Source organism: Shinella zoogloeoides, assembly GCF_030733845.1.
In the GTDB taxonomy this organism is placed as follows: domain Bacteria; phylum Pseudomonadota; class Alphaproteobacteria; order Rhizobiales; family Rhizobiaceae; genus Shinella; species Shinella zoogloeoides_C.
This window is the reverse complement of sequence record NZ_CP132311.1, coordinates 1,185,973-1,198,669: the sequence shown is the minus strand read 5'-3', so window position 1 is coordinate 1,198,669 and position 12,697 is coordinate 1,185,973. Positions and strand designations below refer to the sequence as shown.

Genomic DNA, 12,697 nt, shown 5'->3' with positions numbered 1-12,697 from the left:
TGAAGTCAATATGGACGCCGTCAGGAGGCCTTGAGCATCAGCACCGGATATTCCGTGACGGGGCAGCGATCCATGACGACCCGGATGCCCGCCGCCTCGGCCCGCGCGGCCGCCGCATCGTCGCGCACGGAGAACTGGCCCCAGAGCACCGACGGCAGCGGGCGCAGCGCCAGCACCTCGTCGACCACCGCCGGGAACTGGTTCGCGGCGCGGAAGACATCGACCATGTCGATCGGCTCGGGAATGTCGGCAAGATGGGCATAGACCGTCTGCCCGAGGATCGTCTTGCCGGCATGGCCGGGATTGACCGGGATGACATGATAGCCCTTGCCGAGCAGGAAGCCCATGACGCCATGGCTCGGCCGGCCATCGTGCGGCGAAGCGCCGAGCACGGCGATCGTCTGCACGGATTTCAGGATGTGGCGGATATAACTGTCGGAATAGTGATCGTGGTTCATCGCTGCCTCCTCCGGCGTTCGCGACCGTCCCTCGTTCGTCTTGGCGGCCTTAATCTAGCCCAAACTATTAAAGAAGGCGACCGTCCCTTCGAGCGGCCGTCCGGGCGAACCGTGCCAATACGGCGCATATTTCGCGGTTTTGGCGGTATCCGGCCGGCAATTGACGAAAATCGCGATTGCAAATCGCCGGTTTTGGGCGGATGAAGAGGCCGCTCCCCTTCCGCATGCCCCCTCCGAGGTCCCATATTGCCGTTAGACGTCCTCTTTCTCGTGCTGTTCGGCGCAGCCCTGCATGCGACCTGGAACGCCATCGTCAAATCCGGCACGGACAAATCGCTCGATGCGGCGATGGTGGCGCTCGGCGCCGGCGCCGTCGGCCTTGCCTTCCTGCCCTTCGTGCCGTTGCCGAAGCCCGAGGCCTGGCCCTTCATCCTCGTTTCGGCCGTCCTGCAATTCGCCTATTTCCAGCTCGTCGCGGCGGCCTACCGGGCCGGGGATATCGGGCTCGTCTATCCCCTGATGCGCGGCTGCGCGCCGCTTCTCGTGGCGATGACGAGCGGGTTCGTTCTGGGAGAGCACCTTTCACCGACCGCGATGGCCGGCGTGCTCGTCATTTCGGCCGGCGTGCTGACGCTCGCCTTCGAATCGCGGCACGGCGGCCGGCACGCCATCCTGCTGGCGCTCGCCAATGCCATCGTCATCGCAACCTACACCTTCGTCGACGGGGCCGGTGCGCGCATTTCGGGCAACGCCATCTCCTATACGCTCTGGATGTCGCTCCTGCCGCCGGTCCTATTGTTCGCATGGGCGATCACACGACGCGGCACGGCCACCGTCAAGAGTCATGTCCGCCGCAACTGGGCCCGCGGCCTTTTCGGCGGCGCCGGCTCCATTGCCTCCTACGGCCTTGCGCTGTGGGCAATGACCAAGGCCCCGGTCGCCACCGTGGCGGCGCTACGCGAAACCGCCATCCTCTTCGCCCTCCTGATCTCCGTCTTCATCCTGAAGGAGAAGGCCAGCATCTGGCGCTACATCGCCGGCGCGGTGATCGCGGCGGGTGTGCTGGTGCTGAAGCTGGCGTGAACTACGCCGCCGTCTGAGCCGGCAGAACTTCCCGCAATATCTTCTCGCCGCTCTCCCGGCGTGCAACGGCAAGGTCATAGGTCGCTTGCAGCCCCAACCAGAACTGCGGATCGTTACCGAAGTAACGCCCTAGACGAAGCGCGGTATCTGCAGAAATCCCGCGTTTGCCGCCTATAATTTCCGATACACGGCCGGAATTGATCCTCAGCGCGAGCGCAAGCGCATTGCCGCTCATCTCCCGCGCCTCCAGCTCTTCCTTCAGGATGGAACCGGGATGAACCTCGAACATCCATCTTCTCCTTCAATGATAGTCAACGATCTCGACATCGTAAGCGTCCCCGTTCTCGAAACGGAAACAAAGACGCCACGGCCCGTTGATCGCCATCGCCCATTGCCCCTTGCGGTCGCCGGTCAATTTATGGAGCCCGATCGACGAAGTGGCGATATATCGTCCAGATTGCGAGCGGCATTGAGAACATTGAGACGAGCCATGGCTTTTGCGGAATCGAGCCCGGAAAACCTGGATTTGCCCGCTTCAATGAACTGCCGGGTTGCCGTATCCGCAATCGACTTGATCATCCGGGAAGCATACTACGCTTCCCGGAGTACATCCACCGGAAAGCCTCAGATTTTTTTCCACTCCGGCATGCGCTTACCGAGGAATGCGCCGATCCCCTCCTTCGCATCGTCCGCGAACATGTTGTCCACCATCGTCGCGACGGCGATGTCGTAGGCTTGCGGCAGCGGCAGGCCGGCCTGGGCGCGCATCGCGGCCTTGCCGATGCGTAGCGCCTGCGGCGACTTGGCGGCGATGACGGCGGCGTATTTGTCGACGACCTGCCGCAGGTATTGCTGCGGGACGATGCGGTTGACGAGGCCGAAATCCTTGGCGGTCGAGGCGTCGATCGTCTCGCCGGTCAGCAGCATCTCCATCGCCTGCTTGGGATGCGCGGCGCGGGTGACGGCGACCATCGGCGTCGAGCAGAAGAGGCCGATATTGACGCCCGGCGTGCAGAAGGCGGAGGTATCGGTGCAGATCGCGAGGTCGCAACTGGCGACGAGCTGGCACCCGGCGGCCGTGGCGAGCCCGTCGATCTCGGCGACCACCGGCTGCGGCAGCGCGGCGATCTTCAGCATGATGTCGGCGGCCATGCGCATGGTCTTTTCGAAGAAGGCGCGGCCACCGTCGGCCTCGTCGCGATGCGCGGTCATCTCCTTGAGGTCGTGGCCGGCGGAGAACACCTTGCCGGTAGAGGCCAGCACGACGATGCGGATCGCCTCGTCGGACGCCGCGGCATCGAGCGCCTCGCCAAGCGCCGTCATGACGGCGATGGAAAGGGCGTTCGCCGGCGGATTGTTGAGCGTGATCCGCAGGATCGGTTCGAAACGCTCGACCCGCACGAGGCCGGCGGCCTCCTCTTTCCTGAACGACACCACATCCGCCATGATCGCCTCCTTTTTTCGTCCCCGGTGGTCCTACGCCTCGGGCACGATGGTTTCAAGCACGCCGGCATAGACTTTGAGAGGGCTTGCCGCGGCCGGGAAATCGGTCTGTAAAGCAGGCGACAGGAGATGCATGCCATGGAACTGACGCCGATCATGGACCCGGAGGCACTGAACCGCTTCCTCGAAGAGGATTTTCCGCAGCTTCACACGGATGGCAAGGTCTTCGAGGTGACGAATGTGGCGGCCGGCACGATCGTCATACGCCTCCTGCCCAACGACCGGCACTTGCGTCCCGGCGGCACTATTTCCGGCCCCACGCTGTTCGCGCTCGCCGATGTCGGCGCCTATTGCGTGGTGCTGGCGCATATCGGCGCGGTGGCGCTTGCCGTCACCACCAGCCTCAACATCAACTTTCTGCGCAAGCCCCGGCCCGGCCCTCTCTCCTGCACCTGCAAGATCCTGAAACTCGGCAAGCGGCTGGCGGTCGCGGAAGCGTCGATTTTCGACGAGGACGGCGACGATCTGGTGGCGCATGCGACCGCGACCTATTCGATTCCGCCGCGATAATTTGTGGTATCCACACACCACAACGATAACCAGTTGTTTTCATTAGTCTATCTTTGACGATGCCAGGGGCGCATCCCTTGACGCCAAATCGGCTCTCGCTTATAAGCCGCTCCAGATCGCGGTCCCCACGGGCCGCGTTCGATTTTTGGCATCCGCAAGGCGCCAAACCAAGCAACAAGAAACGCCCGCTGCCGCAAGGCTTCGGGACCTCAAAGAAAGAGCTACTCCTATGGCAACCTTCGTACAGAAGCCCGCCGAGGTAGAGAAGCAGTGGATCCTCATCGACGCCGAAGGCCTCGTTGTCGGTCGCCTCGCTACCCTCATCGCAAACCGCCTGCGCGGCAAGCACAAGGCCACCTTCACGCCGCACGTCGACGATGGTGACAACATCATCGTGATCAACGCCGACAAGGTCGTCTTCACCGGCAAGAAGTACTCCGACAAGAAGTACTACTGGCACACCGGTTACCCGGGCGGCATCAAGGAGCGTACGGCTCGCCAGATCATCGAAGGCCGCTTCCCGGAGCGCGTCCTCGAGAAGGCCGTCGAACGCATGGTTCCGCGCGGCCCGCTCGGCCGTCGCCAGATGAAGAACCTGCGCGTCTACGCCGGCTCCAACCACCCGCACGAAGCCCAGCAGCCCGTCGTTCTCGACGTCGCCAAGCTGAACAGCAAGAACACAAGGAGCGCCTGATAATGGCCGACCTCTCCTCGCTCAAGGACCTCGGCGTCGCCGCTGCAGCTCCGGCCGCTTCCGCCCCGGTTCACGTCAAGAAGGTTGACGCCCAGGGCCGTTCCTACGCCACCGGCAAGCGCAAGGACGCCGTCGCCCGCGTGTGGGTCAAGCCGGGCTCCGGCAAGATCACCGTCAACGGCAAGTCGTTCGAAGCCTACTTCGCCCGCCCGGTCCTGCAGATGATCCTGCAGCAGCCGATCTTCGCGGCTGCCCGTGACGGCCAGTTCGACGTCGACGCCACCGTCGCCGGCGGCGGTCTTTCCGGCCAGGCCGGTGCCGTTCGTCACGGCATCTCCAAGGCGCTGACCTACTTCGAGCCGGGCCTGCGCTCGGTCCTCAAGAAGGGCGGCTTCCTGACCCGCGACTCGCGCGTCGTCGAACGCAAGAAGTACGGCAAGGCCAAGGCCCGTCGTTCGTTCCAGTTCTCCAAGCGTTGATCGCTCGGAAGACTTGTCTTCAGGAAAGGCCGGGGTTCGCCCCGGCCTTTTCGTTTTCGCCTGGTAAAATCCGCAAATATCCCTTGCCTTGAACGCAGCGATTGGCGAACGTCCCGCCACATTTGGTTTTTCGCATTTCCGCTGCATAGGTTCGCTGGAAATGCTCTAGAGGGACTTTCATGGCCAACAAGACGATCGACCACGCCATCACGGCCAAGACGCTGAAAAGCGCCGCCTCGGACCCGACCCATGCCGGCATCCTCTCCTTCATGCGCCGGCGCTACACAAAGGTGCTGAAGGATGTCGATGTGGTCGTCTGGGGCATTCCCTTCGACGCCGCGACCTCCAATCGCCCCGGCGCGCGCTTCGGACCGCAGGCCATCCGCCGTGCCTCGGCGATCATGGACAACGACCCGCAATATCCCTTCGAGCGCGACCTCTTCGAGGAGATGGCCGTCATCGACTACGGCGACTGCCTGCTCGACTACGGCAACCACCAGAAGACGCCGGGAACGATCGAGCGCGAGGCCAGGAAGATCCTGAAATCCGGCGCCTACATGCTGACGCTCGGCGGCGACCATTTCATCACGCTGCCGCTGCTGCGCGCCCATGCGGAAAAGCACGGCCCCCTCTCCCTCGTCCAGTTCGATGCGCATCAGGATACCTGGGCGGATGAAAAGGGCCGTATCGACCACGGCTCCTTCGTCGGCACCGCCGTGCGCGAAGGGCTGATCGATCCCGCGACCTCGATCCAGATCGGCATCAGGACCCACGCGCCCGAGGATTGCGGCATCCGCATTCTCTATGGCTACGATGTCGAGGACATGAGCGCCGGCGACATTGCCGACACGATCGTCCGCCATGTCGGCGACAAGGCGAGCTACCTGACCTTCGATATCGATTGCCTCGATCCGGCCTTCGCGCCGGGCACCGGCACGCCCGTCTCCGGCGGCCCGACGAGCGCAAAAATCCTCTCCGTGCTGCGCAAGCTCGGCGCGCTGAACGTGGTGGGGTCGGATGTCGTGGAGGTGGCTCCGGCCTACGATCATGCTGATATCACCGCCATCGCCGGCTCGACCATCGCCATGTACATGCTCGGCCACCGCGCTGAATGGCTCGCCGAGCGCCGCTGACGCGGCAGTGCCGAACGCCGCCAAGGCGGCATTGAATGCGACAAGGCAAGGGGCTATATCGGCCGCATACAGGGCTTTGACAGGATTGGATTGCAGATGAAACCGAAGATCTTCATCGATGGTGAACACGGCACGACGGGCCTGCAGATCCGCACGCGCATGGCCGGCCGCAACGATGTCGACCTGCTCTCCATTCCCGAAGCCGAGCGCCGCAATGCCAAGCTTCGCGAAGACCTGCTGAACAGCGCCGACGTCGCGATCCTCTGCCTGCCGGACGATGCCGCGAAGGAAGCGGTCGCCATGGTGTCCGGCAACAACCAGGTGCGCATCATCGACACCTCGACCGCGCACCGTGTCGATCCGAACTGGGCCTACGGCTTTGCCGAGATGGACCGGGAGCAGCCGAAGAAGATCGCGGATGCCCGTTACGTCGCCAATCCCGGCTGCTATCCGACCGGTGCGATCGGCCTTCTTCGTCCCTTGCGCCTCGCCGGCATCCTGCCGGAGGATTATCCCGTCACGGTCAATGCCGTCTCCGGCTATACGGGCGGGGGCAAGCAGATGATCGCGCAGATGGAGGATGCCGGCCACCCCGAGCACATCGACGCGCCGCACTTCCTCTACGGCCTGCCGCTCAAGCACAAGCACGTTCCGGAAATGCAGGTGCACGGCATGCTGTCCCGCGCGCCCCTCTTCTCACCCTCCGTCGGCAAGTTCGCGCAGGGCATGATCGTGCAGGTGCCGCTCTATCTCGCCGATCTCAACGACCATGCCTCGCTCGGCTCGATCCATGAGGCGCTGGCCGACCACTATGCCGGCCAGGACATCGTCGAGGTGGTGGGCCTCAAGGAAAGCGCGGCGCTCGCCCGCGTCAACGCCGTCGAGCTTGCCGATACCGACCGCATGAAGCTCTACGTCTTCGGCACCGCCGGCGCCCCGCACGTCAACCTCGTCGCCCTGCTCGACAATCTCGGCAAAGGCGCCTCGGGGGCCGCGGTGCAGAACATGGACCTGATGCTGAAGGGCTGATCACAGCCCTTGCCGCTCGTGCCGTTCCATTTCCCCATAGAACCCGCGCCAGTGCGCGATCGCGAAGCCGAGCACGACCAGCGCGCCGCCCTGGTGGGCGAGCGCCCAGCCGAGCGGGACCTGCCAGATCAGCGTCAGGATACCGATCGTCGCCTGGAGACAGACGAGGCCGAAGAGCACGAGGGAGCGGCGGGCATGCGTCGTTTCCGGCGCGGCGCGCAGCGACGAGAGCATGTGGACGAGTACCAGCGCAAACAGCACATAGGCGCCGAGGCGGTGGACGAACTGCACGGTCTTGGGGTTCTCGAAGAGATTGATCCACCAAGGCTGCTGCACGAAGAGGCCGCCCGGCACCACGGCGCCGTCCATCAGCGGCCAGGTGTTGTAGGTAAGGCCCGCATCGAGGCCGGCGACGAGCGCGCCGAGATAGATCTGGAAGATCGCCATGCAGGCAATGATGCCGGCCATGCGCCGCGAGGTCGCCGTCGGCGCGGCATCGTCGCTGTGCGGCGAGAGCGCGCGCATCAGCCAGGCCGTCCAGGCGAAGATGAGACAGGCGATGGTGAGATGCGCGGCCAGCCGGTACTGGCTGACCGAGACGCGCTCGGCAAGGCCCGAAGACACCATCCACCAGCCGATGAAGCCCTGGAAGCCGCCGAGCGCCAGGAGGCCGACCAGCGGCCAGCGCAGCTTCTTCTCGATACGCCCCGTCAGCCAGAAGAAGGCGAGCGGCACGGCGAAGATGAAGCCGATGGAGCGCGCGATAAGCCGGTGCGCCCATTCCCACCAGAAGATGGTCTTGAAATCGTCGACGGTCATGTCCCTGTTGATCTGTTCGTATTGCGGAATGCGCTTGTAGAGGTCGAATTCCTCCTGCCATTCGGCGGCGGTGATCGGCGGGATGACGCCGTGGATCGGCTTCCATTCGGTGATGGAGAGGCCGGATTCGGTCAGCCGCGTCGCACCGCCGACGAGCACCAGCACGAACAGCGAGAACAGGACGAAGCCAAGCCAGCGGCGCACCTGCCGACGATTGCGGTCGGTCCTGTCCGTCTCGTTGAAGCTGCGGTATGCGTTCGCGGTCGTGGCGCTCATTCTCTCGGCTCCTGTCAGCACGGCGGCAACACCGCCATTCTGGCTCTTTCCCTGCAATTTCGGCGGCAAAACCACCTGCGCGCTTTTGCCCGAACTGCTCCAGCGTTGATTTGCCTGACCGGCCCGTGCAAAACAAGGCCCGAACCTTTGCGGCATGCCGTCGCGGCCACGCCGCCGCTCCGAAACTGAAAGACCGACAATGCCCCCTCGCCTTCGCAAACTGATCGGCACGGTACTGATCATCATCCTCGTGCTCGTCTATGCGCTGGTCGCCACGACCGTCGCCGCCGCGACGCTCGGCCAATCGCCGTGGTACATCCACCTCCTCTATTTCACGGTGACCGGCCTGCTCTGGATCCTGCCGGCCATGCTGATCATCAAGTGGATGGAGAAGCCCGGAAAGCCCCGCGACGAGTAGACGGCCGTTCGCGCGATGACGCCACCGTTATGAAATCGCTAACCGCGCCCGCCGATTTCGGCGAGGCAGGCAGCAGGCCGCCGCCAAACTTAACCCATTTTCGCAAGTTGGCACCTATCGTGCCGCGATGATACGGGTCGCTGGTCCAGGCAAAGGTCGGAGTGATGCAACTGCAGATCAAGGCGTCCGAGCACGCGCTTGTCGATCCGGCGCTGGAGAGCGCCGGCGCGCTGCCGCTTTCCCTTCGCTTGCATAGCCGCATGGAACCGCTCGAAGGCGCGTGGCGCGCCATCGAGGCGCAAGGCCATCTTTCGCTGCATCAAAGCTATGACTGGTGCCGGGCCTGGGTGGAGACGCATGGCTGCGAGCCGCTGATCGTCGAGGGGTTCTGCGAGGGGCGCACCCAGTTCATCCTGCCGCTCGAAATCGTGCGACATGGGCCGATTCGCACCGCACACCTGATCGGCACCGCCTTCAGCAACATCAATACAGGCCTCTATACCAAGGCATTCCGTGCTCCCGGCGCCGGAATCCGGCTGCGTGAGGCGCTGGAGCGTGCCCGCGGCGAGCTTGCCCGCTCCTTCGATCTCCTGCTGCTTGAAAAGATGCCGCTGGAATGGCGCGGCGGGACGAGCCCCTTTGCCGGCCTGCCCGCGGCGCTGAACCAGAATGCGGCCTTCCAGCTCGAACTCTTCGAGGATTTCGACGGGACGCTGGCGCAGCTCAACGCCAAGCGCCGCCGCAAGAAGGCCCGCAGTTCCGAGCGTCGCCTGGCGGCAGTCGGCGGCTACGAACATATGGTGGCGCAAGGCGGCGAGCAATCGCTCGTCCTGCTGGAAACGTTCTTTCGCCAGAAGGGCGCGCGCTTCGAGACGATGGGCCTGCCCGACGTCTTCCGTGACGAACCGACCCGCGCCTTCTTCCGCAAGCTCGCCGCCATTCCGGCGGCAGACGGCGACTATTGCCTTCGGCTCCACGCCCTTCGCCTCAAGGGCGAGCACGAGGGGCATATTGCGGCAATGACGGGCCTCTCGCGCAAAGGCGATCACGTCATCTGCCAGTTCGGCTCGATCGACGACAGCGTCGCGGCCGAGGCCAGCCCCGGCGAATTCCTGTTTCATCTGGTGATCGAGCAACTGTGCCGCGAAGGCGCGCCGCTCTTCGATTTCGGCATCGGCGACCAGCCCTACAAGCGCTCCTGGTGCAGGATCGAGACGCTTCAGCACGACCTGCTCTTCCCCGTCACGGTGGCCGGCCGGGCGGCGGCGGCCGCGCATCGGGCGAAGACCGCCGCCAAACGCCTCATCAAGCAGAACCCGCAGGTCTATGCCTTCGTGCAGCGCATGCGGTTCGGCCGGGCGGAAGCGGCGCGCGGCGGCGAAACCGATTGATCTCATCGGTGCTGCGAAGAAAGACCGTCGCGGGGATGACAGCGGCGAACATCTTGCCCTAGAGTTGAGGCCTGTTCTCGAAATAGCGGAAAAGGCCATGAAGCCCAGCAGCACGCGCCGTCTTTCAAGACTTCTTCCCGTCCTTGCCCTCATCCTTCCCGGCGTCGCCATGGCGTCCGACGGCATCGAACACCAGATCAACTATTTCGGAAACGATATCATCGGGCGGGACATTGCCGGCGGCGACTGGGCCGCGTGCCAGGCGCTGTGCGTGGCGGAGCCGAAATGCGTCGTGTGGACGCTCTGTACGCCGCCGCCTGGCACGGTCGGCGGCTGCTGGCTCAAGCATACCAAAGGCACGCCGCAGGCGAGCCCGTATTCCATCTCCGGTTCCCGCGCAGGCACGGCCTCGCCGAGCGATACGCAGCTCGACCCGGTCGCGCCCTCGTCGCAACCGCAATAGCCCGGCCGGCATACTTTATCGCCACTAGGCCGCCCGGCGGCCCGGATGGTGGGGCGGTTCGCTCCCCTCGCCCGTCATCAGCACGATCTCGTTGTAGCCGGCCTCGCCGAAGGCGCCGATGAGGTCGACGATCTCGTCCTCGTCCGCGCCGGGAATGGAGAGGATGATGTCCGTCTCCTGCCCGCGCGTCAGGCGGCGCACGCCTTCCACCTCGGCCGGGCCGCATTCGACGATCACCGTGTCGTAGGCGTCGGACAGCGAATCGATGACCATCGCCAGCCGGTCGATGCCGCGCATGGCGCGCTTGATATTGGCGTTGCCGCGCGGAATGATATGCGCGCCGGAGAGCCGGTCGCCGTGGATGATGTCACCGAAGGCGGCGTCGCCGACGAGAAGATCGGTGATGCCGGGAAGGTGCACGGACTGCGCCATCAGGCGCGTCGGGCAGGCCGAGCCCGTCAGGTCGATGATCAGCGTCTTGCGATGCTGTTCCGCAATATGGCGGGCAAGCATGACGGTCGCGGTGGAGCCCCGGTCGCCGGAGGGCGAAACGGAGACAGTGACGGAAATGTTGTTCTCGATCAGATGCCGGGCAACGGCAGCGACCGTGAAATCGCCGTCCTCTTCAGGGCCGGGCTCGGCGAAGGCGGGTTCAACCGCTTCGTCCTCGTCTTCTTCGGCAGGGCCGATATCCGACAGCAGCGACCGTGCGGGCACGCCGATATCCTTGATAGCGCCGTATTCGGGACGGGCCGCCGGGTTCCGGACGGCAGGCTCGTGCACGATGGCGACCGATTCCATCTCCTCGTCGTCATCTTCCCGGCGATAGGGCACGGTCGCGGCCGATCCCACCGGCTTCAGCGCACGGCCCGAGAAGAGCTCGGCCAGCAGGATGACGATGGCGCTGAGCGCAAAGCCGGCAACGCCGCCGACGATGGTGATCGGCACGACCTTCGGGAAGGACACTTCGGTCGGTTCGACGGCGGCGGAAATGATGCGCGCATCGGCCGGCGTCGAGCTGCTGTCGGTGCGCGACGTCGCCTCGCGGTAGCGCGCAAGGTAGGTTTCAAGCAGCTGGCGCTGGGCGGCAGCCTCGCGCTCCAGCGCCTTGAGGCCGACTTCGTCCTCGCCGGCGCGCGCGGCGTTCGCCTTCAGCGTGTTGAGCTGCTGCACGAGTTGCGTTTCGCGCATGGCGGCCGTCTTCGCCTCGTTTTCGAGGCTGGACAGTATCTTCTGGGTTTCCGCCTTGATCTGCCCGCGGATGCCGGTGAGCTGCGAGCGCAGGCCCTTCAGCCGCGGATGCCCCTCCAGCAGCGAGGTGGAAAGGTCGGAAATCTGGCCCTGGATCTGCGCCTCGCTCTCCTTCAGCCGCTGGATCATCTGCGAGCCGACGACATCGGTGAGCGTGTCCGGCGCGCCGCCGTTCTTCAGCACCGCGCGCACGCTTTCCGCCCGCGCTTCGGCATTGGCGCGCTCGCCGCGCATGCGGGCGACTTCCGCCGAAATGTCGTTTAGCTGCTGAACCGCGAAAGTGGAATTCTCGCCCGTCGGCAACAGGTCGGATTGCGAACGGTATTCGGCGACCTTCTGTTCGGCCTCGCGTACCTTTTCGCGCAGGTTGGCGATTTCCGGCTCCAGCCAGCGCGTCGCCTCGGAATTGGTATCGAGCTTGGCACCACTCTGGAGGGAGAGATAGACCTTCGCCATCTCGTTCGGGATTTCGGCGGCAAGCCGCGGATCCTTCGAGGAGAACTCGATGCCGATGACACGCGAGCGCTCCACCTGGTAGACGACCAGCTTCTCGGAGAACTCTTTCAGCACACGCTCCTCGGGGGGAAGATCGAGCGGGTTCTTCTTTATGCCGAGGAGCACGAGCAGATCGGAGACGGCGGAGGGTTTCGCGGTCGTGTCGAACTCTTCCAGTTCATAGAGCTTCATGTTGCGCGCGACCTGCTTGATCAGGTCGGCCGATTGCAGGAGCTGCACCTGGCTGGCAATGCCGAGCTCGTCGAAGGCCGGTTGCTCGCGGCCCTGCGCACGGTCCTGCCCCGTCGTGAAGGCGGGCTCGCGCGTCTCGATGAGAAGCCGGGCTTCGCTCTTGTATTTCGGCGCGATCAGGTTCGCGCCGACGAAGGCCACCCCCGCACAGGCGACGGTCGCCAGCAGGACGCGCATGCGGTTGCGCCAGATCGCGCCGAACAGACCGCCAAGGTCGATATCGACATCCTGCTGCCTCTCGTGAACGCCCGACATATCCCAACTCCAACCACGACGATTTCCGCGCACGGTAAACAAACATGGTAACGCAAGAGTTAATTATCGTCGGTTGTCATTCTCAATCTTTTCTTCTTTTGCGCGAAAAATTTGACCTCACCTCGTCGAAAGCGGGTTCGCCTTTACCAGCCATTAACCCTAACGGATCGATAACGGAGCCAGATTTC

The 12,697-nt window shown here is 64.3% G+C and carries 15 protein-coding genes; 9 read left to right on the top strand and 6 right to left on the bottom strand.

Annotation, left to right across the window (positions count from 1 at the left end):
- Positions 1-20: 20 nt before the first annotated feature.
- Positions 21-458: a CoA-binding protein gene (locus Q9316_RS06900; protein ID WP_306034481.1), complete on the bottom strand. Its 438-nt coding sequence runs from the start codon at positions 456-458 to the stop codon at positions 21-23.
- A 246-nt stretch (positions 459-704) separates the two neighbouring features.
- On the opposite strand from Q9316_RS06900, the gene Q9316_RS06895 reads away from it, so the two are divergent.
- Positions 705-1,541 (top strand): EamA family transporter, encoded by an 837-nt coding sequence (locus tag Q9316_RS06895; RefSeq protein WP_306034480.1) that lies wholly within the window; start codon positions 705-707, stop codon positions 1,539-1,541.
- 1 nt (position 1,542) lies between these two features.
- Here the strand turns inward: Q9316_RS06895 and Q9316_RS06890 are convergent, their stop codons facing one another.
- The 3 genes from Q9316_RS06890 to Q9316_RS06880 all read right to left on the bottom strand — a co-directional run bounded on the left by Q9316_RS06890 (position 1,543) and on the right by Q9316_RS06880 (position 2,987).
- Positions 1,543-1,830: a HigA family addiction module antitoxin gene (locus Q9316_RS06890; RefSeq protein WP_306034479.1), complete on the bottom strand. Its 288-nt coding sequence runs from the start codon at positions 1,828-1,830 to the stop codon at positions 1,543-1,545.
- Between the two features lie 12 nt (positions 1,831-1,842).
- The gene (locus Q9316_RS06885; RefSeq protein WP_306035237.1) at positions 1,843-1,926 is read right to left on the bottom strand and encodes a hypothetical protein; all 84 of its coding nucleotides are present in this window, start codon (positions 1,924-1,926) and stop codon (positions 1,843-1,845) included.
- Between the two features lie 239 nt (positions 1,927-2,165).
- Entirely contained in the window at positions 2,166-2,987 is an 822-nt protein-coding gene (locus Q9316_RS06880; protein WP_306034478.1) for an enoyl-CoA hydratase, read from the bottom strand.
- A 135-nt stretch (positions 2,988-3,122) separates the two neighbouring features.
- Between Q9316_RS06880 and Q9316_RS06875 the strand changes: the two genes are divergently transcribed.
- The 5 genes from Q9316_RS06875 to argC all read left to right on the top strand — a co-directional run bounded on the left by Q9316_RS06875 (position 3,123) and on the right by argC (position 6,889).
- Positions 3,123-3,554, top strand: a complete 432-nt coding sequence (locus Q9316_RS06875) for a PaaI family thioesterase (protein ID WP_306034477.1) — start codon at positions 3,123-3,125, stop codon at positions 3,552-3,554.
- 229 nt (positions 3,555-3,783) lie between these two features.
- Positions 3,784-4,248 (top strand): 50S ribosomal protein L13, encoded by a 465-nt coding sequence (rplM, locus tag Q9316_RS06870; protein ID WP_306034476.1) that lies wholly within the window; start codon positions 3,784-3,786, stop codon positions 4,246-4,248.
- Between the two features lie 2 nt (positions 4,249-4,250).
- Positions 4,251-4,727: a 30S ribosomal protein S9 gene (gene rpsI, locus Q9316_RS06865; RefSeq protein WP_306034475.1), complete on the top strand. Its 477-nt coding sequence runs from the start codon at positions 4,251-4,253 to the stop codon at positions 4,725-4,727.
- 179 nt (positions 4,728-4,906) lie between these two features.
- Entirely contained in the window at positions 4,907-5,860 is a 954-nt protein-coding gene (speB, locus tag Q9316_RS06860; RefSeq protein WP_306034474.1) for an agmatinase, read from the top strand.
- A gap of 96 nt (positions 5,861-5,956) precedes the next feature.
- Positions 5,957-6,889 carry an N-acetyl-gamma-glutamyl-phosphate reductase gene (argC, locus tag Q9316_RS06855; RefSeq protein ID WP_306034473.1) on the top strand — a complete coding sequence of 311 codons (933 nt, stop codon included), beginning with the start codon at positions 5,957-5,959 and terminating at the stop codon, positions 6,887-6,889.
- Here argC and Q9316_RS06850 read toward each other — a convergent pair whose 3' ends face one another.
- A complete protein-coding gene (locus Q9316_RS06850; RefSeq protein WP_306034472.1) occupies positions 6,890-7,984 on the bottom strand; it encodes a COX15/CtaA family protein in 1,095 nt (364 codons plus the stop codon).
- A 199-nt stretch (positions 7,985-8,183) separates the two neighbouring features.
- Between Q9316_RS06850 and Q9316_RS06845 the strand changes: the two genes are divergently transcribed.
- From Q9316_RS06845 to Q9316_RS06835, 3 genes are all read left to right on the top strand, one after another.
- Positions 8,184-8,402: a DUF2842 domain-containing protein gene (locus Q9316_RS06845; protein WP_306034471.1), complete on the top strand. Its 219-nt coding sequence runs from the start codon at positions 8,184-8,186 to the stop codon at positions 8,400-8,402.
- A 164-nt stretch (positions 8,403-8,566) separates the two neighbouring features.
- On the top strand, positions 8,567-9,793 hold the full coding sequence (locus tag Q9316_RS06840; protein WP_306034470.1) for a GNAT family N-acetyltransferase: 1,227 nt from the start codon (positions 8,567-8,569) through the stop codon (positions 9,791-9,793).
- Positions 9,794-9,890: 97 nt separating this feature from the next.
- Positions 9,891-10,256 (top strand): PAN domain-containing protein, encoded by a 366-nt coding sequence (locus Q9316_RS06835; RefSeq protein WP_306034469.1) that lies wholly within the window; start codon positions 9,891-9,893, stop codon positions 10,254-10,256.
- A gap of 24 nt (positions 10,257-10,280) precedes the next feature.
- Here the strand turns inward: Q9316_RS06835 and Q9316_RS06830 are convergent, their stop codons facing one another.
- Positions 10,281-12,509 (bottom strand): GumC family protein, encoded by a 2,229-nt coding sequence (locus tag Q9316_RS06830; protein WP_306034468.1) that lies wholly within the window; start codon positions 12,507-12,509, stop codon positions 10,281-10,283.
- Positions 12,510-12,697 lie beyond the last annotated feature (188 nt).

Bases quoted from the DNA above. Each gene is read 5' to 3' on its own strand.
- Q9316_RS06830 (WP_306034468.1), bottom strand. From the start codon at position 12,509: ATGTCGGGCGTTCACGAGAGGCAGCAGGATGTCGATATCGACCTTGGC.
- Q9316_RS06885 (WP_306035237.1), bottom strand. From the start codon at position 1,926: ATGGCGATCAACGGGCCGTGGCGTCTTTGTTTCCGTTTCGAGAACGGG.
- speB (WP_306034474.1), top strand. From the start codon at position 4,907: ATGGCCAACAAGACGATCGACCACGCCATCACGGCCAAGACGCTGAAA.
- Q9316_RS06880 (WP_306034478.1), bottom strand. From the start codon at position 2,987: ATGGCGGATGTGGTGTCGTTCAGGAAAGAGGAGGCCGCCGGCCTCGTG.
- rplM (WP_306034476.1), top strand. From the start codon at position 3,784: ATGGCAACCTTCGTACAGAAGCCCGCCGAGGTAGAGAAGCAGTGGATC.
- Q9316_RS06850 (WP_306034472.1), bottom strand. From the start codon at position 7,984: ATGAGCGCCACGACCGCGAACGCATACCGCAGCTTCAACGAGACGGAC.
- Q9316_RS06840 (WP_306034470.1), top strand. From the start codon at position 8,567: ATGCAACTGCAGATCAAGGCGTCCGAGCACGCGCTTGTCGATCCGGCG.
- Q9316_RS06835 (WP_306034469.1), top strand. From the start codon at position 9,891: ATGAAGCCCAGCAGCACGCGCCGTCTTTCAAGACTTCTTCCCGTCCTT.
- Q9316_RS06845 (WP_306034471.1), top strand. From the start codon at position 8,184: ATGCCCCCTCGCCTTCGCAAACTGATCGGCACGGTACTGATCATCATC.
- Q9316_RS06900 (WP_306034481.1), bottom strand. From the start codon at position 458: ATGAACCACGATCACTATTCCGACAGTTATATCCGCCACATCCTGAAA.
- Q9316_RS06875 (WP_306034477.1), top strand. From the start codon at position 3,123: ATGGAACTGACGCCGATCATGGACCCGGAGGCACTGAACCGCTTCCTC.
- rpsI (WP_306034475.1), top strand. From the start codon at position 4,251: ATGGCCGACCTCTCCTCGCTCAAGGACCTCGGCGTCGCCGCTGCAGCT.
- Q9316_RS06890 (WP_306034479.1), bottom strand. From the start codon at position 1,830: ATGTTCGAGGTTCATCCCGGTTCCATCCTGAAGGAAGAGCTGGAGGCG.
- argC (WP_306034473.1), top strand. From the start codon at position 5,957: ATGAAACCGAAGATCTTCATCGATGGTGAACACGGCACGACGGGCCTG.